Annotated in this window: 16 protein-coding genes; 13 read left to right on the top strand and 3 right to left on the bottom strand. The window is 61.9% G+C overall.

The window, feature by feature from the left end:
* The first annotated feature begins 1 nt into the window (after window position 1).
* The 10 genes from tssJ to FJ942_RS23425 all read left to right on the top strand — a co-directional run bounded on the left by tssJ (window position 2) and on the right by FJ942_RS23425 (window position 11118).
* The gene (gene tssJ / locus FJ942_RS23470; protein ID WP_140498291.1) at window positions 2-454 is read left to right on the top strand and encodes a type VI secretion system lipoprotein TssJ; all 453 of its coding nucleotides are present in this window, start codon (window positions 2-4) and stop codon (window positions 452-454) included.
* A 38-nt stretch (window positions 455-492) separates the two neighbouring features.
* The gene (tssK, locus tag FJ942_RS23465) at window positions 493-1827 is read left to right on the top strand and encodes a type VI secretion system baseplate subunit TssK (protein ID WP_140560453.1); all 1335 of its coding nucleotides are present in this window, start codon (window positions 493-495) and stop codon (window positions 1825-1827) included.
* Window positions 1828-1831: 4 nt separating this feature from the next.
* A complete protein-coding gene (gene icmH / locus FJ942_RS23460) occupies window positions 1832-3154 on the top strand; it encodes a type IVB secretion system protein IcmH/DotU (protein ID WP_140899077.1) in 1323 nt (440 codons plus the stop codon).
* A gap of 1 nt (window position 3155) precedes the next feature.
* On the top strand, window positions 3156-6692 hold the full coding sequence (tssM, locus tag FJ942_RS23455; RefSeq protein WP_140899075.1) for a type VI secretion system membrane subunit TssM: 3537 nt from the start codon (window positions 3156-3158) through the stop codon (window positions 6690-6692).
* A complete protein-coding gene (gene tagF / locus FJ942_RS23450; protein WP_140560450.1) occupies window positions 6674-7213 on the top strand; it encodes a type VI secretion system-associated protein TagF in 540 nt (179 codons plus the stop codon). The genes tssM (FJ942_RS23455) and tagF overlap by 19 nt, the downstream gene beginning before the upstream one ends.
* Before the next feature lie 2 nt (window positions 7214-7215).
* Window positions 7216-8013, top strand: a complete 798-nt coding sequence (locus FJ942_RS23445) for a DUF4150 domain-containing protein (RefSeq protein ID WP_140560449.1) — start codon at window positions 7216-7218, stop codon at window positions 8011-8013.
* Window positions 8014-8024: 11 nt separating this feature from the next.
* Complete coding sequence (locus tag FJ942_RS23440; protein ID WP_140560448.1) at window positions 8025-8492, top strand: hypothetical protein; 468 nt, start codon at window positions 8025-8027, stop codon at window positions 8490-8492.
* 13 nt (window positions 8493-8505) lie between these two features.
* A complete protein-coding gene (locus tag FJ942_RS23435) occupies window positions 8506-8994 on the top strand; it encodes a hypothetical protein (RefSeq protein WP_140560447.1) in 489 nt (162 codons plus the stop codon).
* A 1-nt stretch (window position 8995) separates the two neighbouring features.
* On the top strand, window positions 8996-10084 hold the full coding sequence (locus FJ942_RS23430; protein ID WP_140632234.1) for a DUF2169 domain-containing protein: 1089 nt from the start codon (window positions 8996-8998) through the stop codon (window positions 10082-10084).
* Between the two features lie 107 nt (window positions 10085-10191).
* Window positions 10192-11118 carry a beta-ketoacyl synthase N-terminal-like domain-containing protein gene (locus tag FJ942_RS23425; protein WP_181170009.1) on the top strand — a complete coding sequence of 309 codons (927 nt, stop codon included), beginning with the start codon at window positions 10192-10194 and terminating at the stop codon, window positions 11116-11118.
* Window positions 11119-11132: 14 nt separating this feature from the next.
* Here FJ942_RS23425 and FJ942_RS23420 read toward each other — a convergent pair whose 3' ends face one another.
* From FJ942_RS23420 to tssI, 3 genes are read right to left on the bottom strand one after another with little or no spacing between them, the layout of a single operon-like run.
* Window positions 11133-12296 carry a hypothetical protein gene (locus tag FJ942_RS23420; RefSeq protein WP_140632236.1) on the bottom strand — a complete coding sequence of 388 codons (1164 nt, stop codon included), beginning with the start codon at window positions 12294-12296 and terminating at the stop codon, window positions 11133-11135.
* A 10-nt stretch (window positions 12297-12306) separates the two neighbouring features.
* Window positions 12307-12729, bottom strand: a complete 423-nt coding sequence (locus tag FJ942_RS23415; protein ID WP_140899071.1) for a DUF6484 domain-containing protein — start codon at window positions 12727-12729, stop codon at window positions 12307-12309.
* A gap of 11 nt (window positions 12730-12740) precedes the next feature.
* Window positions 12741-15068: a type VI secretion system tip protein TssI/VgrG gene (tssI, locus tag FJ942_RS23410; protein ID WP_140899069.1), complete on the bottom strand. Its 2328-nt coding sequence runs from the start codon at window positions 15066-15068 to the stop codon at window positions 12741-12743.
* Window positions 15069-15343: 275 nt separating this feature from the next.
* Between tssI and tagH the strand changes: the two genes are divergently transcribed.
* From tagH to tssM (FJ942_RS23395), 3 genes are all read left to right on the top strand, one after another.
* Window positions 15344-16393 (top strand): type VI secretion system-associated FHA domain protein TagH, encoded by a 1050-nt coding sequence (gene tagH / locus FJ942_RS23405; protein ID WP_140899067.1) that lies wholly within the window; start codon window positions 15344-15346, stop codon window positions 16391-16393.
* A 522-nt stretch (window positions 16394-16915) separates the two neighbouring features.
* Window positions 16916-18232 carry a type VI secretion system protein TssL, long form gene (gene tssL / locus FJ942_RS23400; protein ID WP_348642154.1) on the top strand — a complete coding sequence of 439 codons (1317 nt, stop codon included), beginning with the start codon at window positions 16916-16918 and terminating at the stop codon, window positions 18230-18232.
* 22 nt (window positions 18233-18254) lie between these two features.
* The gene (tssM, locus tag FJ942_RS23395) at window positions 18255-21809 is read left to right on the top strand and encodes a type VI secretion system membrane subunit TssM (RefSeq protein ID WP_140899062.1); all 3555 of its coding nucleotides are present in this window, start codon (window positions 18255-18257) and stop codon (window positions 21807-21809) included.
* Window positions 21810-21852 lie beyond the last annotated feature (43 nt).

Raw genomic sequence — 21852 nt, 5'->3', positions numbered from 1 at the left:
CATGATCGACCGACGTGAATTGATGATTGCCTTGGGCGCGACCGGGCTGGTTGCAGCGTGCCAGAGCGGTCCGCCAAAGCCGTCGGTGATCACCGTCAACGTGACCGGCGGGGCCGGCATGAATCCGGGGCCAGGTGGCGGCGACCGGCCGGTGACGGTTCTCGTGATGCGGTTAAAAAGCACCGGCAAATTCAATTCCGCCGACTATTTTGCGCTGCAGGGGGATGCCGGCAGCGCACTCGCAGGAGATCTTATCGGTTCCGACCAGATCGCCGTCGGGCCCGGAAAATCCGCATCCAAGACCATCACTGTCGAGCCGGACGCGACGGCTCTGGGCTTCGTTGCACTGATCCGCGAACCTGGCGGCAGGAACTGGCGGACAACCAAGTCGGTGTCGCCGGGATCAAAGTTCACCATCAATGTCACGTTGGGCAGCGGCGGCATCTCCGCCTAGCAGCCAAGGTAAGGGAGCTCAATGCAGAGAGTAGCGGCATGAGCGATGCAAACAGGGTGCTATGGTCCGAAGGACTTTTCCTGCGAACCCAGCATTTCCAGCAGCAGGATCGTTTCTTCGAGGCGACGGTGCGCGGCGCGTTGCAGGCCGGACAACTGCATACGTTCGGCTTTCGACAGCTGACGCTGGACCAGGCATTGCTGGAATCCGGCCAGGTCGCGATCCTGTCGGCCCGGGGCATCTTCCCGGATGGGACACCTTTTTCCATTCCGGATTGGATGGACGCGCCGCGACCGCTGCCGGTCACCCCCGAGACGGGCGCAGGGCCGGTGCTGGTCGCCTTGCCGCTGGAGCCTCCCGGTGGTGTCGGCTTCGATCCGGCACACGCCGCCGCCTCTGGAGCGCGATATCACGGGCGGATCGTTTCGGTGCGCGACGCTGTCCAGGGCGGTTCGGATCCTGAAGAAATAGAAATCGCCCGTCCGCAGGCGCTGCTGCTTGCACCTGGCAAGTCGGTTGGTGGCTACACCGCCTTGCCGATAGCCGACCTCAACGGAGTTCGAGCCGATGGCGGCGTCTCTCTGGACGAGACCTTCCTGCCACCGGCACTGGTTACCGGCGCGGTGGCCTGGTATCGGCAATTGCTTCTGGAAGTTGTCACCGGCCTCGACCAGATCGCCGAGGCGCATGGCAAGATGGTCATGGGCGGGCCTGGGCGCAGCGTCGAAGATCTGTTGATGCTCAATCTCGCCAATGCGGCGCGTCCGCGTCTGGCTCACATGCTGGCGCAGGATGTCTTCCATCCGGCCGAGCTTTACCTGGAACTTGCCGGGCTCGCCGGTTCGATGGCAACTTACGGATCGAGCGCGCGGCGGCTGGGCGAGTTGCCCGCTTACGATCACATGGCGCCCGGCCCTGCCTATTCGGCGCTGGCGGACGCGCTGCGCTCGCTCATTCTCAGCCTTCGTTACATCGAGCCGAAATCGCGTGCGCTGCCTGTCATGCGGCACTCGACCAATGTCTGGAAAATTCGCATCGACAACCCAAAGCTGCTGGTGGCCAGCCGCATCGTCATCCGGGTCGGCTCGGAGCTGTCGGAGGATGCCCTGCGCAAGATCTTCGTCAATCAGGCGACCGTCGGCTCGGCCGACGAGTTCGAGGGCCTGTGGAAATCGCGCTTGCCCGGCATTCCGCTAAAACCGCTTCATTCCCAGCCACGCGAAATCCCTTACGACGGCGATCGACTGTGCCTCGAATTGGATCAGAAAAGCGAACACTGGGCCTCGCTGCTCGACGCACCAGGCTTCGTCATCGGTGTTTCGGGCGTGTTGCCAAGCGAGCCGCAGGTGGACTGCTATTCGGTGAACAGGTGAGATCATGAGCCGCGATGATCCTTTCGGACTGTCGGAGGATCGCGAACGCACTCGCATACGATTGAGCGGCGCGCCGATGCCAAGGCCCATGGCGCCACTTTCGCCGGGCGCACTGGTAAAACGCTCTCGCACCCACCCGAACGCGCTTGTCAACGCCTTTGCGCCCTTGCTCGAGTTCGCCCCCGAGCTCGAAAGCGCAATGCCGCCAGACAATCCGGAAGTCTTGCGCACCCGTTTGCTCGAAGAACTGGTTCGGGCACGCGACACGGCTATGTCGACGGGGTCCTCGATGGAGCGGGCCGACCAGGCAGCCTGGGTGGTGGCTGCGTTGCTCGACGATCTGGCCCTGAACACGCCTTGGGGCGGGGCCAGTGCCTGGCCGCGGCAGCCGCTCGTCGTCATGCTGCGCGGCGATGTCGATGCCGGCACGCAATTCTTCACGCGACTCGACGAACTGGAACGACATCCTAACCGGGACCGAGAATTGCTTGAACTGCAGTACCATTGCCTGGCGCTCGGCTTCCGTGGCAAATATCGCGTGCCCGGCCGCTCAGGCGACCGCTCACTCAATGCGGTTCGGGTGGCGGCGGCCCGCTTCCTGCGCAATGCCGACGCCGAAGGCGCGCCTTTAGCGCCAAACTGGAAAGGTGTCATCGCCTCCGACCAGCCGCAGCGCTTCATCGTGCCGGTCTGGGTCATGGCGCTCGGTGCTGCGGTTGCAGCCGCGGCGATCCATATCGGGCTGTCGATGGGACTGAGCAGCCAGGCGGTCGAGCTTTCCGCACTTGTTCGTGCCCTGCCACCGCCTGCCCGCGGCGACATCACCCGCGCGTCGCCCAAAGTCGACTCCCCGCCACCGGAAAAAGTGGATTTTGCGCTGTTGCCGGAATTCCAGGCGGGGGCGCCGGCCGAGCTCAAATCTGCTCTCAGCGGCACCGAGAGTGTTTCACTGGCCAAGCTGATCATCCAGGCCTCCAACCCCGAACTATTCCAGTCATCGCGGCCACAACTGACCGATGGTTTCGAACCCTTGATCGGTTCGATCGCCAAGGTGATCCTCGCCAATGAGGAGCTGATCGGAAACATCACGGTGGTCGGCCATACTGACAGCGTTCCTTTGCAAAAGGCCAACCCGCTGTCGACCAACCAGCGCCTATCCGAGGCTCGCGCCCGGACGATTGCCGACATGCTGGTTCAAAACGGAGTGCCGCAGGATCGCGTCCATTCGGAGGGCCGGGCAGCCACCGATCCTGTGGCCAGCGACAGCACGCGCGAGGGGCGAGCCTTGAATCGCCGCGTCGAGGTGCTCGTCGAAAAGAGGCTGTGAGATGTTCATCCTGCGCTTCCTCTGGGCGGTCCTGACATCGCGCTGGCTGTGGACGCTGATCGGCCTGACGCTGCTATCCCTGGTTATCTGGATCTTCGGTCCGATCGTCAGGGTCGGTCCCTACGAGCCCTTCGCCTCTGAAAATGTGCGCATCGTCATTGTCGCGCTGCTGGTCATCTTCTGGCTGGTCTGGCTGATCGTTGCCCAGCGTCGGGCGATCCGCGCCAACCGCATGTTCGTCGCCGAGATTGCCGCGCCAGCGGTGGAAAAGCCGCTCAGCCCAGGCGAAGAGAACGTCGCCGCCGTGGGCGCCAAGTTCGCCGAGGTGATGACCGAACTGAGGCGGCGCAAGCTGGGCGGGCGCAAGTTCCTGCGCGAGATGCCTTGGTATGTGATCGTCGGACCGCCGGCCACCGGCAAGACCACCGCCTTGCGGCAGTCCGGACTGAATTTTCCGATCGACCTCACAGACGACTTGCAGGGGGTCGGTGGCACGCGCAACTGCGACTGGTTCTTTTCCGAAAATGCGGTTCTGATCGACACTGCCGGCCGCTATGTCCAGCAGGAGAGCCAGCCGGATGTCGACGCGGCCGAATGGCTCGGTTTCCTCGACCTCTTGAAGAAACATCGCGGCCGCCGTGCGCTGAACGGCGTAATCGTCGCGCTTTCGATCGACGTCCTTTCGGAGGGCGACGAGGCCATCAAGGCGCACGGGCGCAAGATCCGCCGCCGGTTGGCCGAGCTCAACGACCGGCTTGAAATCCGCCTGCCGGTCTATCTGATGCTGACCAAGGCCGACCTGATCAAGGGCTTCGAGCCCTTCTTCGGCGGCCTGTCGACCGCCTCGCGCGAACAGGTGTGGGGGACGACCTTCGCGCTGGATGCGCGCGTGGATGGCAAGACCATCGAACGAGAAATCGCGACGCTGGCGACCGAACTCGAGCGGCGCTTGGTGACGCGCCTGGAGGACGAGGACAAACTCGCCGCCCGTGCCGAAATCTTCAGGTTTCCCGCCCAACTGGCAAGCTTGTCTGAACCGATACAGGTGCTGGTCGAAGCCATGTTCGGCGAAAGCCGGTATGAGGAGGCTGCCTGGCTGCGCGGCCTCTACCTGACATCGGCGACGCAGGAAGGGGCGCCTATCGACCGGCTGACCGCCGCGCTGTCTTCCTCCTTCGGTCTTCCGCCGCGGCGCGCCCTGCCCGCATCTCGGGTCGAGAAACGCAGCTTCTTCCTGAAGAACCTTCTCACTGAAGTCATCTTCAAGGAAGCAGGCCTCGGTACATTCGACCCGCTGGCGCAACGCCGCCGCGCCTGGATGTGGCGGGGTGCGGCCGCAGCATGCACGGCGGCGACGTTGCTGACCGGCGGCCTGTTCACCTGGTCCTATTTTGACAACCGCCATGCGATCTCGGCGCAGGCAGGCCAGTTCGAAGCGCTGCAAACGCCGCTGACCTCCGCTGCCGCAACCCCGGCATCGGTGGAGCGGCCTGCCATGGACGGCGCGCTCGAGGCGATGGACGCGGTCGCAAATGCCCGGACAGCACCGCCGGGCGCTGCCCACGATCTGCTTGGCCCATCGGCCTCGGCGGAACTGGTCAGGGCACAGGCCGACACTTATGACCACGCCCTCCGCAACGTGCTCGAGCCCCGGATGGTGGCCCTGCTCGAGGCGACGATGTGGCGCCAGATCCGCGATCCCGACTTCATGCTCGGTGCGCTCAAGACCTATCGCATGATGACGGGCCTGTCGCAGATGGATCCAGACTACGCCCAGAACTGGTGGGTGAACAGTCTGCCCGAATTCGCGGCCGCGGCGCCATTTCCGACAGCCGACGCCGAAGAGCATCAGCTTGCCGCGATCCACCGGATGACGGTCGACGAAAGCTATGTCGCGCCGGACCAGGCCCTGGTTGCCGAAGCTCTGAAAACGGTCTGCACGATTTCGTTGCCGGCGCGTGGCTACAAGCAGTTGTTGGCCGATCCGGCAGTGGCCGGGCTGAAGGAGTGGATACCGGCCAATTTCGCCGGCCCAAACGGCGGCAAGGTGTTTGCACGGCGTTCGGGCAAGACACTACGCGTCGGCATTTCGGGCGCTTTCACCTATTCCGGCTTTCACGACGTCATTCTCGACCGCATCGACGATGTCGCCGCCCAGGCGGCGCTCGATCGTGCGGTTTTCGCCGGCGGTTGCTCGGAAAATTCCGAGACATCCGTCTCGGCGCTGTCCGAGGATATTCTGAAGCTCTACTACGACGACTACATCGCACAATGGGACAGCTTCCTGCGCGACATGAGGCTTGCACCATTGACCGATCTCAATGTCGCCGGCGAAAACCTGAAAGACCTCTCAAGTGCGGATTCAGCGCTGAAGCGGCTGCTTACGGCGGTCGTTCAGGAGACAGAACTGACCCGTTCCGACGAAGCGCCTGCCGACGACAAGGCGGCAGCCAAGGGCGCTTCGAAACTGCTCGGCAAGCTGGGCAAGCTGGGCAAACTGGCGACATCGGGTGCGAAACTGCTTCCCCGCGCCGGATCCGCCAGCGAGGTTGACCTGACCGGCAATCTGGTGGCCGAACATTTCAAACCGCTGAAGAGCACCATCGCAGAGGTCGACGGCCAGCCACCGGCGCTGGATGCTGCCGTTGTCGCACTGACCGCGCTTTCCAACGTCCTGCAAACGGTCACCGCGAACCCCAATCCACAGGATGCCATCAAGAAACAGGGAGGCCTTGCCGAACTGACGGGCGCGGTGGCAAGGCAGGCCCAGATCCTGCCCGATCCCATCAACAGCTGGTTGGGCGGGATAGCCGGCGACACCAGCAATTTGACCCAGAAGGCGGTCACTTCGGAACTCAACGCCATCTGGCGAGCCGACATACTGCCTTTCTGCCAAGCGGCGCTGAACAATCGCTATCCCTTCAGCGAAGCCAGTGCGGTCGACGTCAACGTGCGCGATTTCGCCCGCCTGTTCGGGCCGGCCGGGCTGATCGACGGTTTCATCAACGACCACCTGATCAATTATGTCGACACGACCGGCGAGCCTTGGAAGTGGCGCGCCGATTTCGGCCTCGACCCTTCGGCGCTGGCGGCGTTCGAGCAGGCCAGGCACATCCGCGACGATCTTTTCCCCGGGGGTGCCGGACCGGTGATGAGCTTCACGCTCGAACCGAAGGATCTGTCTCCCAACCTCACGCGCGTCACGCTCAATCTCGATGGCCAGAGCCTCGTCTACTACAACAACGCAACGCGGCCGCAACCGATGACCTGGCCCGGCAAGGACGGCACCGGGGTCATTTCGCTCGCCTTCCAGCCGATCGACGGATCGCCCGAAATCATGCTCAACGAGACCGGCAGCTGGGCGTGGCTGAGGATGTTGCGCAGCGGCCGATTCACCGGAACCTCGCTTTCGGATGTCTACAGTCTGCGCCTGGGCACGAAAGGCATGTACGCCGATTTCGAGCTCAAGGCCGCCAGCGTCGAAAACCCCTACAACCTCGAAATGTTCAAGAAATTCACATGTCCACCGCAGATATGAACGCGCCCGGCTTCTACGGCAAGATCCCGGCGACGGGGGATTTCGTCGCTTGGAACCTGCCGCGGACTTTTATCGACCGCTGGGACCGCTGGATGTCGATGGAATTGCTGGCGCGGCCGGATGAAGGTGAGTTGGACTCGCGTGTCTGGCGCTTTACTATGCAGCCCGGTATTTTTGGTGACCTGCCCTGCGCCGGCGCATGGCGCATGAGCGAGGACCGTGTCGGGCGCCGATACCCCTTTGCCATTGTGCGGCTTGGACCGCCACCGGAACCTACCGCCAGATGGTTTGACGAAATCGCCGCCTGCCTTAACGGCGCTGTGGAAGGAAACTGGTCAACCACCAAGCTAGCAGAGACGCTGGCCTTGCTGAGAGAGACGAGCACGGGCGACGCTTCCGCCATAACGTTCTGGTGCGATGACTTCGACGTCATCGAGTTTAGCTTCGCTGATATCCACGACCTCGCCGACAACGCCTTGCCGAAGCTACGGGCCACCAAGCCCACAATCGAGGATATCTGACGATGGGCCTTACTGTCTTCGCTGAGAGCATGGGCTTTTTTCACAAGGGGAGTGGTGGCAAGGGCATTGCGCCAGGCGACGTTTGTCTCAGCCCTCCTCCGCCACCGGCCGGGCCGGTGCCTGTGCCCTATGTAAACATGCTGCAGGCCGGCGACCTTATTAAGGGAAGCAAGAGCGTTAAAATTGATGGCGAGCCTACCGCGCTCGAGAACGCGTCCGAGATTATGATGAGTTCCGGCGACGAAGGCGGTGTTCAGGGCGGCAACGTCGTTACGCACAAGATCAAGGGTAAGGGCTTCTTCATGCTCTGGTCCTTCTTGGTGAAAGTCGAGGGCAAGGGGGTTGGCCGCCACGGCGATCCGATGGGCCAGGCGGCGGCATCCGCGCCCGCAGGGGCATGCGACATGTCCGCCCTTGCCCGCTTCAAGCGACGCAAGGCTTTCTCGGGAAAGAAGAGATGCTCCCGTCACTACGAGCGTTCAGGCAAAGGATATGGTCCTACTCCCACGCAGACTGCCCATATCCAAGGCAAGCCGTGCTGGGTGATCGGGCCAACAGGAGCACGTTGCGGAAAACCGGGCAAGACGGCCGACCACCAGCCCCCGATCGTCATCGCATGGTACAAAGGTGGTTGCCGGAACGGAGCAGCGTTCAAGAGGTGGGCAACATCCAACGCCGCAGTTCAGCCACAATGCGCCAACCACAGCCTTAATAATGTGCAGAAAGGTATGGCCCATTTCACGCGGTATAATGAGACCATTGCCCAGGTTCAGCAGCGCATCAAGACCTATCTGGCGTAGGACACACGCGCATGAATGCCTTCGATCGCCTGTATGGAAATTACGTTTTTGACCTGCGTGAAGCCTTAGGCGCGGCCAACGAGTGGTGGGCAAAGCTTCAGGTGAAGATTGCAGGCGAAACCTCTTCAAAGGAGGAAGCCGCCCGTATAATCGAGGCCCGCTGGCCGTTCGGTCCGTCCTCGCATCCATTCGTGCTGGCGGTCTTCCGCAAATATTACCTTAGCGTGGTGGCGATCAACGAGGAAATCGAGACCTACGGCGACGCACGTGATTCTGTTGAAAGGATTCCGCCGTCGGAGGACGACTGGGGTATCGACGACGAAGATGATGACAATCGGCGATTTGAAGACGGTGTTCCAATCGCTCCCTGGCTGCTGCTCGTGGATGCGCTGCATGGCGAGGACGAGGATCTCGTCGACGCCGTTGTTTGGCTGGTCTACCAGCCGGTTGGTCTCGACGCCAGCGACCACGTGGTCTGAGAGGAGCCGAGCCATGTCCCCGATCCTTACTCAGCATCGACGCGAGCAGAACATTCGTCGCCTTCTGGAAGCGCCGGACGACCTCATGCTCTCCGGCGCGCCGCTTGCCGGATCGGCCGTGCCACAGCCGGGAGCGCCGCCACATCGCGAACTGTTCGCGACCTATCTCGACCAACTCCGGCCGCACGTGGAGCGTGTCGCCTCTGATTGGCAGGAGGCGATGACCTATCAGACCGTCAGGCTCGGCAGCCCCGAGGCCGCGCGCGACTTCCTAACTCAGGAATATCCGGCTGGTCCTGCTGCCGATATGCATTTCATCGCCGTGGTGCGCAAGTTCTGGCTGGCCTGCGACGCCCTCAACGACGGTGGAGCCGAATCCGTCGACCCGCCGATATTCCTACTTGCATGGGTGATCGAAGCTGGCGAGAACCTTTGCGTCGAAGTGCTGGCCAGCCAGCCCTACTGGCCTGTCGGCCTGTCCAAAGAGGGGCGTTGGTGCTGACATGGCTGCTTTCAACGTCTGGATAGAGAACCGCACGCCGTTTGCCACCGCCACCATGGTACAGGTCGACGCTGAGGGTCAGGAACTCATGGTCGCCATGTTCTCCGCGAGCTTCGAGGCGGCCGACGCGGGCGCCCCATTTTGGCCGGCCGCCGAACAACTTCCCGTGGCGTTGAGCGACGAGCCGTTCGGCGACCCCGCAGCCTCCTCGATACGCTATGAGGCCGATATCGCGCCAGTGAAGACGGTCGCCGAGGTCGTGGTCAATGGCACCGCATACGCGCCGAACGACAAGCCGGTTCGCGAGATGCAGGTTGGCTTGAGAATTGGCGTAGTGCGCAAGGCGCTTCAGGTTGCCGGCGACCGTATCTACGACGCTGGCAGCTATTCGACGCCGCACCCTTTCCGCACCTTGTCGCTGGTCTATGAGCGTGCATATGGCGGTACGACCGAGGACGGGCGCGTCGAAACACGCAACCCGGTTGGCGTTGGCTTCCACCATGCTCGCTCGGCCGACCCTGCGGTAAAGACCCATGCTCCCAACATCACCTATCCGGGGGAACCCTATCTCAGTCCTTCCGACCGGCCGAAGCCTGCGGGATTCGGTGTAATCGGGCGGGGGTGGCAGCCTCGCATCCGTTATGCCGGCACCTATGATCAAGCGTGGACTGACACGCAGTGGCCCCTTCCGCCTAAGGACTTCGATTCTCAGCATTATCTTTGCGCGCCGGCCGACCAGCGCCTGCCGCAGATACTAGGTGGGGAGGCTGTGACGCTAGTCGGGCTAACGCCCGAAAGCCGCTGGGATTTTCGCCTCCCATCCGTCACCGCGCCGGTACGGCTGATCTTCGACGATCGCATCGAGAACGCTGCGTTCCGGGCCGACACGGTAGTGATCGAGCCTGATCTCAGACGCGTCACGCTCAAGGCCCGTCTTGCGGTCTTGACGCGGCGCAACGCGCCCGCGCTGCGGGAGATCGTCTTCGGCCACGTGACACCGATGTTCCTTACTGCTGCCCGCAAGGGCAAGGAATACACAGGCATCGGCGGTGACGGAACACTACGCGACCAGCCTGTGTGGCGGCCATGAGGCGACCGCTTTATATCACAGGCGCAGGCGCAGTCACAGCTGCTGGCCTCAACGCTGCGCAGACGCTCGCCGCTATACGCGCCGGTCTATCAGCAGTCGATGCGTGGATGACCGAGGAGGGCGAAACAATTACCGTTGCCCGCGTGCCGGCGCGCTCCCGGGTACGCCGAAACGAAGGCGAGTGGCTTGCCAACATAGCCGCCCGCGCGATCAACGAAGCGATGCGCACCGGCGAATCGCGCACGGAGGCGACGGCGATTCTTATGACTCCACCTGAGAGCTTTCGCCAGCATACCGCCTACGGAGACATCCGCCCGTCAGCCTTCCCTGGCGCGATCATTGCGGCGACGGGGCAGCACTTCCACCGCGCGTCACGGGCTGTGGACGGCGGCGCGGCGGCCAGTCTCGGCCTCCTTGAACGCGCCATCAATATCCTAGAAACTGAGGGCGCCGAGCAGGTACTGCTCGGCGGCGTCGACAGCCTTGTCAACGACACCGATCTAGCCCGGCTGGCCCGGGCCGGACGCCTTTCTGGGGATGACAACGCGCAGGGTCTAGTGCCAGGCGAAGGCGCCGTCTTCGTACGTCTCACCCGCGAGCCTAAGGCGGTGGATCGTGTTCATGTGGCGATCCACGGCGTCGGCACGGCGCAGGAGACCGATGGCGTGTTATCGAAGCGGTTCAGTCAGGGCCGGGCAATGCTCGGTGCCCTGCGCGATGCGACGAGCGGACCGGGTCCGTCCGAACCAGACATCAATTTCGTCGTAAGCAACGGCAATGGCGAGCGCTACAACGGCTGGGAGCAACTCATTGTGCGACAGCGCTTTTACCGCACGAGCCGTGAAATCCTGCCCACCGCCTATCCAGCGATGACGATCGGCGACGTAGGCGCTGCCGGAGGGGCGATGGCCCTGATGCTGGCCGCTGATAGCTTTGTGAACGACTATGCGCCCGGGCCGACCGCCATCTGCGAGGTGTCTTCCGAAGGCGGCCTGCGCGCGGCAGCGGTGATGGCCGGCATGACCCGCCGCTAACCCTGCGGCCGAACTCACATCCAAGCCGGGAACCGGCGCGTCCTGCGCCAATCGGTCAGCGGCGCATCCGGCTCAACGAGTGCGGCGCGTATTGCGTCCAGCCGAAGCCTGCGCATCGAATAGAAGGGCTCGTGATTGCCTCCGCCGCGCACCTCATCCCACCACGCCGTGATGCGATCGGCAACCGGAAGCGGGCTGGCGGTCAGGAATTCAAATTCCCTGCCGAGCAAGGCCGGATCTATCGTGAACAGGTTGGTATCATTGAAATCCACGTCGAAAAGATCTCGCAGCGCCAGCCCGGCGGCGAAGACAAGCTCCGGCTCACGCATCTTGGCGATCAGCCAGGGCATGACCGACCGGTCGCCAAAGAGTCCGATCGCCGCTGTTGCGGTGGCGCGCAAGGCAGACTGCTTCAAATGGTCCTGCAACCAGCCCCTGCCGGTCTTCAGGGGCGTCGTCAGAAGGCGCATCTCGATCGCCGCGGGCGCGAGGCCGGGTTCTGCCAGCACTATCCGGTCGAGCGCCGAGTGAGCCGAGCGCGCTTCGCCAAGAAGGCAAGCCGCAAGAGCGGCAGTCAGACGTTCCTTCGGCGTGTCGCCCTCAAGTCCGGCCAGCACCGCCGGAAGGAGGTCGCGCCGTTTGAGCCCGCCGGCAAGCCGAAACGCACGTCCACGAACATCCGGGCACGGATCGCTCAGCAAAACGCCGAGGCGGGCACCGGGATCCACGCGATGATGCCAGAGTGCCGCGAGGCCGAGGGCGCGCAGCCGCGCGTCGCGCGCGTCCAGCCAGTCCGCCATGAACGGACGCAGGTTTTCGCGCGGCGTGCGCGCGATCGCGCCGGACAGGCCCGACACGCCAACCTCGCCCAGCGTCGCCGCGGCGTCAATCGCCGAAGCAACGGCTTCGGAATCGCCCCAGCGCAACGCCAGCGCGCCAAGCACGAAAAGCTCGCCGAGTTCGGCATAATCGGCGAAATGCGCCTGCGCCGCCTCCCAACCGGCTTTTCCGGACGCCATCAGCCCGTCGAGATTTGCATTCAGGCGTTGGTCGATGCGGCCGATATCGGTTTCGCCCAGGATCGGCCGATCGATTTCATGGCGGCGACGGAACCAGAGGAAGGCTGCGTTGCTGGCGTGCTGGTCGACGATGGCAGCGATAGACGCGATACGCAGCATCGTGAATGCCTCAGTTGAGATGGATGGCTCCGCCACGGATGCAGTTGGTGCCGCTGGCCTGGCTCGTCAGCTGGCTGCCGCGAATTGTGATACGCCCATCCTTCTCCAGGATGATCGACGCCTGTCCGCAGCGCAGCTCAATGCGCTGGTCTGCGGTTATCGACACCCGTTCACCGTCGCGGAGGATCTGCAGGTCCTTGTTCTTTCGCAGGGGCTCAACGATTCGTCCCACCACAAGCGGCCTCGTTGGATCGCCGCCTTCAAAAAGTAACGCCACTTCCGAACCAATGGCGGTCAAATCGAGCTCGGCCAAGCTGCGCGCCGGGATCGCAGTCTTGCGGGGATTGCCGACAAAGACCACAAGCGGCATTCCGCCGTCAATGCCGATCACAAGCCCGATTACCACTCCGTCAATCCGATTGAGCACATCCATATTGCCTGTCCTCAATTATTGTGAACGTTGCTGCCTTTAATATTCACATTGCTGGAAGCACTGATGTCAATCTTACCGCCGCCCTTTATGGAGATATTCTTCCCATCGATCAGAATCGTTCCATCCTTCTTCATAGTAATCGATGCACTGCCGCATTCTAATGTGATCGAATCCTTCGCATTGATCGTTATATTCTTGCCAGAAGCGATCGACATGTCTTCAGCGACGTCGATGGCGCTGCCCTTGCCGACCTTGAGCGAATGCGCTCCGTCGATTTGAGTGCCGTCGTCCGCTGTGATCTTGGCGGCACGGCCCTTGCCGATTGTCGAAGCATGATCGCCGTCTACCTTGAATGTCTGATTTCCATTAATTTTCACCGTCTGGTCGGATTTGACGGTCCAACTGTCGGAAGCACCGACGTCATGGCTCTGCCCCAGCGCCACGCTGACGGAGCGGGTCGCGCCGATCGTATTTTTCTGAAACCCGGCGACAGAGCGGGTTTCCGCGGCGCCGACGGTGTCGAAACGCGCCGCCTTCACCGTAATCGTCTGTACAATCCCCACTGTCTGAGAATGATTGGCGTCGATGTTTTCCGTCGAGTTCGACACGACATGAATGGTCTCGTTGGCCATGACTGTCAGCGAGCGGTTGGCGCCCACTGTCTCGGTGTCGTTCGAGCCGATGTTGGTGGTCTGGTCGACGCCGATCTTGACCGTCTTGTTGTTGCCGACGTCCTCGTCGAGGTTGTGGCCGACGGAGTGTTTGGCGTCGTGGTCGATGCGGTCGGACTGATCGTGCTGGACCAGCTTTGTGCGGTCATGCTTGATCAGAAGGTTGTGATCCTTCTGCGCCTGGAAATTGACCAGTTCGGAGCCGGCCTTATCCTCGAACATCAGTTCGTTGTAGCCGCCACCGCCTTTGGAAGAATCCGACTTCCAGCCCGATTGTGTGGCGTTGCCAGGCAGGCCGTAGGGCGGCATCTGCGAGGCATTGTAGACCCGGCCGGTGATGATCGGCAGGTCCGGGTCGCCTTCGATGAAGTCGACGATGACCTCCTGGCCTATGCGCGGTATCTGGATGAACCCCCAGCCACTGCCAGCCCAGCTCTGCGACACCCGTACGAAACAGGAACTGTTCTGGTCCTTCTTGCCGACGCGGTCCCAATGAAACTGGACCTTCACCCGCGCATATTTGTCGGTGAATATCTCCTCGCCGGATGGACCGACCACCGTCGCCGTCTGCGGGCCGCGCATGATCGGTCGTGGCGTGGTCCGCGGCGGGCGATAGGGCAAGGCTGTCGGCGCCACACCGAGGACCACTTTGAAACTCTCGCTTTCGACGTCGGCCTGGGCTCTATAGCCGGGGTCGAACAGCCTGTATTCGGCGCTGACCACCAGATATTCCTGGTTCTGGTCTTCGCGCGGAAAACCGTCCAGCTTGAACGTGCAGCCGGAATACAAGCCGCGCACGGTGCCGGCCGCGGCGATGCGCTGGTGCAAGGCCTGGATCTCCTCGCGCCGGATCGCAGCCAGGCTGTCGCCCCGGCTTACTTCGAGATGCGCGCCCGGCTGGCGGTAGTTCTCACCCGCGGACAATTTGTGACTGAACGGCTGGGCCGACTTGGCCATAAGGTCGGCGCCCGGCTTCTTGAAATCATAATCGGTGTGGGCATAGGCGCCTGGGCGCACCGAGCTGCCCGCTATCCATTCGGTGATGTATTCGACGTCGCGCCGGGAGCCCTGACCTTCAAAGTTATAGAGCACTTTCTCGTAGCCCGGCGCAGGCTTCAGCTTGCTCATCGCGTCAGCCAGGACAAGCGTATGCTTGCCGTCATCGTGCTCGAAGAAATAGAAGATGCCTTCGTGCTCCAGCAGCCGCTGCACAAAGTCCAGATCGGTCTCGTCGTATTGCACGCAATATTCACGCGCCGGATAGGACCCTTGCAGGCGTAGATCGAATTCTGAGATACCGTATTTCTTGAAGACATCCTTGACGATGTCAACGACGCTCTTGTTCTGGAAAATATAGCAATCTGTGGTGTTGCCGAGAAACCAGAGCCACGGCCTGATGACGGCCTCGTAGTAGGCCAGCCGGTCCTCCATGCGGGTGAGCCGAAACTCCGATACGATTCCACTGAGCCAGCGCTTCGGATCGGATTCACCTTCGATCGAGACAGGCCCGCCCAGCATCTTCAACGGGTCGATATCGGAATCTGTGCTCACGAACCCGACCGTGTAGGCAAAACAACGGCTGATCTCATCGCGTCCGATAAGATGCGTGAAGGTCAACAAGTCGGAGCCAACCGGTGTGCGGACAACGGTGGCACGTTCATTCGGCATGGGTCGAGCCCCCTCCTGGACGCGGCCGCCAGTGTGATGGATTTGTTGTTCCCGCTATATCAACGGTGTCATTAGCGGTGTTACGTTCAGGAACTTTCCAAATCCGCCACGCCAGGCCATGTTTAGCCTATCACATGTTTTCCCGCTGACCAAAGAGTACAGGCGGGCGACAGAATCTTACCCGCCTTCTCGTCGGCTTGAAACGCCGCTGTCCTGTTTTGCCTGCAAGCTGCTAGAATGTTGGAGTATCGATCAACGATCGACGGCGATCTTGGATGTACATCAGTCTGCGGATCAACAATGTCGACGCCCTGCTCGCTGGCACCTCGACCAGCTACGCGGCGCGTGATAGCGGCTTCGAAGTCGGGCGCTATGCTTGTGACTGGACCTTGCCCGACCCCGACAAGTTCATCTCGGGTCGGCACTGCGAGGTTCGATACGAGGCGGGCGCGTTCTGGCTGCACGACATCTCGCGCAACGGGACCTTCATCAATGGATCGAGCCAGCGCATGAGCGGCCCGCATCGGCTGGTCGATGGCGACCGGATGCTGATCGGCCGCTATGTCGTCTTAGTATCGGTCGAAGAAGAGCGCGCCACGGCAGACCACCCCAGCCGCGATTCGACACAGCGGGAAACGCCGGTCGCGACAGGCCGGCCGCTGGAATTCGGAGATGGGCCTTTCTTCGAGCCCGCGCAGCAACGGTCCGCACAGCGCAGTTCCGCGCCGACATTCTCGTCGCCCGCCCTGCCCTCAACCAGGGACGAGGTGCTGCGGGAGATCGCGATCGCAGCCGGCATTTCGCCGGAATTGCTTCAATCGCGCGACCCCCATGAAGTTGCCGCCGAAATCGGCGCGGTCTTGCGGGACGTGGTCGAGGAGCTGACCCTGCTGCTGAAAGCACGCGCGGCCGCGAAAATGTTGGCCAAAAGCACACAGCGAACGATGATCAGCGCCGCCGACAACAATCCGATGAAGTTCGTTCCAGGAACCGACGACATCCTGGAAATCATGTTCGCCCGGCGCAGGACCGGCTATCTTGATGCCAGGCGCAGCATCGAAGATGCATTCCGCGATCTCAAGACTCACGAGTTTGCCACTTATACCGCGATGCAAACCGCGCTCTCCCGGCTGCTTGACGACCTGTCGCCCGAGGCGATCGGCAGGAAACTCCCGCCTACCTCGTTTACGAAGAAGAAGAGCCAAGCCTGGGACGTCTATGTCGCGACATGGCGGACCATGGAGGAGGCACATGAAAACGGCATGCTTGATATATTCCTGGCCTATTTCAGCGAGGCCTACGCCAAGGCCGGCAAGCAGAAATAGGAGGTCCCAGGAAGGCACGGCCCCGGGAAACGTATGGCCAAAAAGCATATGGCCAAAAATGCATGGCACGGCAGTCGGCGAAGAAAAGTCTCGCTGACGCCCGGCGTCCGGTTCCAATCGACGATTTCTGAGATTACGATCGCATAAGACAGTTCGCCAAGCGGGTAAGACTCATTGAGCTGAGGGTCTGCGGCAAATGTCATGTCACTGCGTGATAGCATCTTCTAGCCATTGCCACGGCCGGCAGCGGCTGTTTTTCCTTTACCCGACTGGAAACCGTTCTGCGCCCATCTCACCCCATCGCCGGCGCCCCGCCTGCACGGACGATCTGCGATGAGTTCGGAGGACGACCCCTTCGGCCCGGCGGGCAAGACGGTCATTCGCGCAAATCCGCGGAGCAAGCAAAAATCGACGCTAATTCCCGAGCTGCCCGTCGCGGACAGAGGCCAGTCCTCTCCAATCAAGGATTCGACGGTGTTCGATCCAGGCGGCGGGTGGTCGCCAGGCTGGGCATCCGGAACCGTGATTTATCAAGGTGGCCCCGGCGATGTTGGTGCGCCGACAGGCTCTGCTGGGACTGCGCCGAGGACAGGCATCGAGCAGGAAAGCCTATTCAACGCCGGGAGCGGCATCAAATACGCCGCGGCAAACCCCATTCTCGCCGCGGCGGCACCTTTGCTGATGCTGCTCGGACAGTTCAGGCTCTTGCCCGTTGAAAGACAGGCGGCGCCATTGGCGCAACATGTCACGGAGGCGATTGAGAAATTCGACCGGATAGTTGAGAAGTCAGGCGTTGCCGAAGAGGATGCCCGGATCGCGAAATTCGCCCTCTGCGAAACCGCCGACGATCTCATCGGTAACCTGCCGTGGCCCAGGACTGACGCCTGGGCGCCACACGGGATGCTGCGGCAATTCTTTCACATCGAGCCCACCGGCACCGGCTTCTACGAAGCGCTGAACAAGATCCTGGCCAGTCCCGAAAAACACTACGATCTGCTCGAACTGATGCATGCCTGCCTGTCGCTGGGTTTCGAAGGCCAGTATCGAGGCGTGACGCGACAAGACAACAATCTCGAACGCGTTCGTCGCGACGTCTACGAGACGCTTCGCTATTTCAGGCCGCGTTCCGGTGGAGACATCTCGCCGCATTGGCAGGGCCTAGCGGCGACGATGGCGCAGTCCTCCGCCCGCCTGCCGCTTTGGGTCGTCGCGGCAGCGGCGACCGCGTTGCTGACAGCGGCGTTCTTCGCATTGCGGGTCTTCATCACCAATGAAGGCGAGGCGGTCGCGGGTGAATTGCTGGCGCTCGACCCATCAACACCAGTCGTCATAGAACGCGCCAGCGTGGCGCCGTTGGCTGAGCCGGCGAAAGTCACCCCACCAGCGGCCACCGCGCAGATTGATCGTATTCGTGCGGCATTGGCCAAGGATCTCGAAGGCGGCGGGCTGACCATCGGCACCAAGGGCGACTTCATCGTCGTGGAGATCAACAATCTCCTGCTGTTTCAGTCCGGCAGGGCCGAGGCGAGGCCGGAATTCCAGCCCATTGCCACCGACATCGCCGCGGCTCTGGAACACGAGCCTGGACCAATCCGGATCGTCGGCCACACGGACAATGTGAAACCACGAAAGTCGAGCGCGTTCAAATCCAACTTCGACCTTTCCGTCGCCCGGGCGAAGGCAGTCGAAGTGTTGATGGCAGTGAAATTCACCGATCCCTCGCGACTGACGGTCGAGGGTAAGGGCGAGGACGAGCCGATCGCCGACAATGCGACACCGGATGGCCGCGCCAAGAACCGCCGTGTCGATGTGATGATCCCCAGGGAGGAAACACTGTGAGCACGGCCCGCTGGAACCACCCATGACGCGTTGGCTGTTGCGGATATTCAGCGTGATCGCGCTGGTCGGCTTCGTCGCGGCAGTGTGGTTTGCCGGGCCATTGATCCGCTTCGCCGACATCCGGCCGCTCGGACCTGGGTGGCTGCGCGCGACGATCATTGGTGTGATCCTCGCGCTGCTGGCGCTTTTTTACGCGCTGCGTTTCTGGAAAGCGAGGAAGGCGCAAAAAGCGCTCGAAGCCGTCGTTGCGCACAATGACGACCGCGATGACGATTCTCGGGTGCTCGAAGCGCGGATGAACGAGGCCGTGGCGGCGCTCAAACGGTCGAGCGGCAAGCGCAACTTTCTCTATGAGATCCCCTGGTACGTTGTCATCGGCCCGCCGGGTGCCGGCAAGACGACGGCCCTGGTCAATTCAGGCCTGAATTTTCCGCTTGCCGGTTCGGGGGACGCCCAACCGGTGGTCGGTGTTGGCGGAACACGTGCCTGCGACTGGTGGTTTACCGATCAGGCCGTGCTGATCGACACCGCAGGACGCTATACGACGCAGGACTCCAATCCCGAGATTGACAAGAAGAGCTGGCTCGCATTCCTGTCACTACTCAAGAGGTACCGCACCAGACAACCGATAAACGGCGTCATCCTGGCCATCAGCCTTGCCGATGTGATGAGCTTCGATGATCAGCAGCTTGATGCCCACATCGTCGAGATACGCAGCCGCCTGAGAGAAATTCACGAGACGCTGAAGATCCAGTTTCCCGTCTATCTGCTTTTCACCAAGGCCGATCTGGTTTCAGGGTTCACGGATTATTTCGGCGGTTTCGACGAGGCGCGCAGACGCAAGGTATGGGGCACGACATTCCAGACGGGGGAGCGCGATAGGAACATGGCCGCCGCGGCTCCTGCCGAACTCGATGGGCTGGCGGAACGACTGGCGGACGAGATGGCCGACCGCCTCCAGGAAGAGGCTGATCCGGTCACGCGCATCTCCATCTTCGGCTTTCCGGCTCAGTTCGGCGCGCTGAGGGCTCGCATTACCAGTTTTGTCGCCGGTCTATTCGACCCGTCCCGCAGCCAGGTGAACGCCAGCCTGCGTGGACTCTATTTTTCGTCAGGCACGCAAGAGGGAACGCCCATCGATCAGGTGCTGGGCGCAATCGGCCGCAATTTCGGGGGCAATTCCCGCCCGCACCTTTCCGGAACCGGCAAAAGCTTCTTTTTGCATGATCTGCTGACGGACGTCATTTTTGCCGAATCCGGATGGGTTTCGTATGACAAATCAGCTGCGAGGCGGGCGGCGGTGGCCAGATTTGGCGGCCTCGGTACGATAGCGCTGATCGCTGCTGCCGCACTCGGTACGCTCGCTCTGAGCTTCGCGGCCAACCGCTCGCTGATCGCGTCCGCAACGGTTGCCATGGGCCAGTATCGCGCGACGGCGGAAAAGCTGCTCAAGGCGGCCACGGTTACCGATGTGGACCTTGAAAACGTCATCGGCCCGCTCGACCAGTTGCGCGACCTGCCGGCCGGGTTCGAAGCGGCTGAGCTAGCGACACCGATCGGGGAGACGTTCGGCCTCAGTCAGCGGGAAAGACTTCTTTCCGCGTCCCGGACCGCTTATCGGAAAGGCCTGGAGCGCATGTTGCGCTCGCGCCTGCTGATCCAGGCCGAGCGAACGATCCAAGCCAAGATGGGCGATCCCGCCGCACTCTACGAGCCGTTGAAAATCTACCTCATGCTTGGGGGCAAAGCGCCGAAGGTCGATGACGCGCTGATCGTTTCCTGGATGAAGCAAGATTGGGAACAGAACCGATACCCGGGCGAAAACAACCGCGAGGGACGAGCGCACCTCGAAAAGCACCTGCGCGCCATGCTCGCCTTGGACGACGCCTACGACCCCGTTTTCGAACTGAACCAGCCACTTGTTGAAGCCGCACAACGCTCTCTCGAACGCATGAGCCTTGCCGATCGAGCGACCGCTTTGATCAAGTCGGCGATCTACGCGGCGGCGCTGGATGACTTCTCCGTTTCCCAGCAAGGTGGTCCCGAAGCCCAACTGCTGTTCGAACGTATCGATGGCAGCGAGCTGGCGGACCTTCGTGTTCCCGGTCTCTACACCAGTTCCGGCTTCAACAGGTTCTACCTTGCCCAACTCTCGCGCATTGCGCAGATGCTCGTCGACGAGCAGTGGGTTCTCGGTGGTGGCGGAGAGCAAGGCGACATCGATCAGCAATTGCTCAGGCTCGGCCCCGAACTTCTCGATCGCTACGGCAAGGCGTTCGCCGTCGCGTGGAACAGCGTTCTCGACCAGTTGAAATTCAAGGCGATGCTGACAGACAAGCCGCACTACACCGCGCTTTCAGCCGCTGCCTCCCCCAATTCGCCGATAGAGCGGCTGTTTTCGGCGATCGCCAACGAGACGGCGCTGACACGGGACCCAGGTGACGGTCCTGGCGCCGAGACAGAATCCGCGGCTCAAAACCAGCAACGCAGCGCCGCAGAATTAGCCAAGGGCTTAGCCCGTATCGGCATACACATAGCCAACGGCAAATCGCAAATCCGCGCCGGCGCACAGCCCGCTGACGTACAGAACTTGAATCCGGGCGCGAACATTGAAGCGCGATTCAAATCATTCCAGGTCCTGGTGAACGGGCCCACCGGACATCGCCCGATCGACGCACTAACCCAGAACTTCAGCGACATCTATCAAAGCCTGCGACTGGCCACCGAAGTTCCTTCGCAGGTGGAGCGGCTCAACGGTAATCTGCAGCTACAGATTGCCACCCTTCGCGCCAATGTCTCGCGTCTGCCCAAGCAACTCGGCCGGATGGTCAACACGACGGCAGATGAGTTCGAAGGTAACGTCGCCGAAACCTCGGTGACAAACTTGAACCAGATACTCGACCAGACGGTCACAGCCCCCTGCGAGGCAGCGATCAACGGCCGTTACCCCTTCGACGGGAGCAGCACCGAGGATGTCGCCATGGCCGATTTCGCGAAGCTGTTCGCCCCAGGCGGACTGATGGACCGGTTCTTTGCACAAAATCTGGCCTCGCTGATCGACATGACCGGCCAGGACTGGCGTTGGAAACAGGATACGCGCTTTGGACGCAACTTGTCGAAATCGACCTTGAAGGACTTCCAGTTGGCTGCGGAAATCCGCATTGCCTTTTTTCCATCGGGCGCTTCAGTACCCTCCGTCAGCGTCACCTTTACACCCTTCTCGCTGCATGGCGATGCCGACATGGCCGTACTTGATGTCGATGGCCAGACCGTTCAGAGCAACCAGACCGGAAATGGGCCGAGCACGGTGACTTGGCCGACCGGTACGGCTAGCCCATCCGCGAGCCTCAGCCTGACACCAGAAATGCCAGGGCGCCAGTCCGCCATCACGTTCGAAGGGCCGTGGGCCTTGACGCGGCTTCTGAGCAAGGCGGCTATCACGGGCAACGAGGGCAGCATGCAGGCCCGCTTCGTGATCGGCGGGCGCGACGTCACCTACACGATCCAGACAGGGTCCGGCACCAACCCCTTCCTGCTCCCTGCCCTTTCCGGGTTCACCTGTCCCAAGGCGTTCTGAGATTGAGATGATCCTGGGCAGTAAGCCGCAGAAGCGCAAAACC

The sequence above is a fragment of the Mesorhizobium sp. B2-4-2 genome, assembly GCF_006442845.1.
GTDB lineage: Bacteria > Pseudomonadota > Alphaproteobacteria > Rhizobiales > Rhizobiaceae > Mesorhizobium.
Note: the sequence above shows the minus strand (reverse complement) of the source record. Positions and strands in the feature narration are given on the sequence as shown.

Excerpts from the sequence above, each read along its gene's own strand:
- tssM (WP_140899075.1), top strand. The coding sequence starts at position 3,156 with ATGTTCATCCTGCGCTTCCTCTGGGCGGTCCTGACATCGCGCTGGCTG.
- FJ942_RS23415 (WP_140899071.1), bottom strand. The coding sequence starts at position 12,729 with ATGGATGTGCTCAATCGGATTGACGGAGTGGTAATCGGGCTTGTGATC.
- tssJ (WP_140498291.1), top strand. The coding sequence starts at position 2 with ATGATCGACCGACGTGAATTGATGATTGCCTTGGGCGCGACCGGGCTG.
- FJ942_RS23440 (WP_140560448.1), top strand. The coding sequence starts at position 8,025 with ATGAATGCCTTCGATCGCCTGTATGGAAATTACGTTTTTGACCTGCGT.
- FJ942_RS23425 (WP_181170009.1), top strand. The coding sequence starts at position 10,192 with ATGACCGAGGAGGGCGAAACAATTACCGTTGCCCGCGTGCCGGCGCGC.
- FJ942_RS23430 (WP_140632234.1), top strand. The coding sequence starts at position 8,996 with ATGGCTGCTTTCAACGTCTGGATAGAGAACCGCACGCCGTTTGCCACC.
- tagH (WP_140899067.1), top strand. The coding sequence starts at position 15,344 with ATGTACATCAGTCTGCGGATCAACAATGTCGACGCCCTGCTCGCTGGC.
- tssM (WP_140899062.1), top strand. The coding sequence starts at position 18,255 with ATGACGCGTTGGCTGTTGCGGATATTCAGCGTGATCGCGCTGGTCGGC.
- tagF (WP_140560450.1), top strand. The coding sequence starts at position 6,674 with ATGTCCACCGCAGATATGAACGCGCCCGGCTTCTACGGCAAGATCCCG.
- FJ942_RS23445 (WP_140560449.1), top strand. The coding sequence starts at position 7,216 with ATGGGCCTTACTGTCTTCGCTGAGAGCATGGGCTTTTTTCACAAGGGG.
- tssK (WP_140560453.1), top strand. The coding sequence starts at position 493 with ATGAGCGATGCAAACAGGGTGCTATGGTCCGAAGGACTTTTCCTGCGA.
- FJ942_RS23435 (WP_140560447.1), top strand. The coding sequence starts at position 8,506 with ATGTCCCCGATCCTTACTCAGCATCGACGCGAGCAGAACATTCGTCGC.
- icmH (WP_140899077.1), top strand. The coding sequence starts at position 1,832 with ATGAGCCGCGATGATCCTTTCGGACTGTCGGAGGATCGCGAACGCACT.
- FJ942_RS23420 (WP_140632236.1), bottom strand. The coding sequence starts at position 12,296 with ATGCTGCGTATCGCGTCTATCGCTGCCATCGTCGACCAGCACGCCAGC.
- tssI (WP_140899069.1), bottom strand. The coding sequence starts at position 15,068 with ATGCCGAATGAACGTGCCACCGTTGTCCGCACACCGGTTGGCTCCGAC.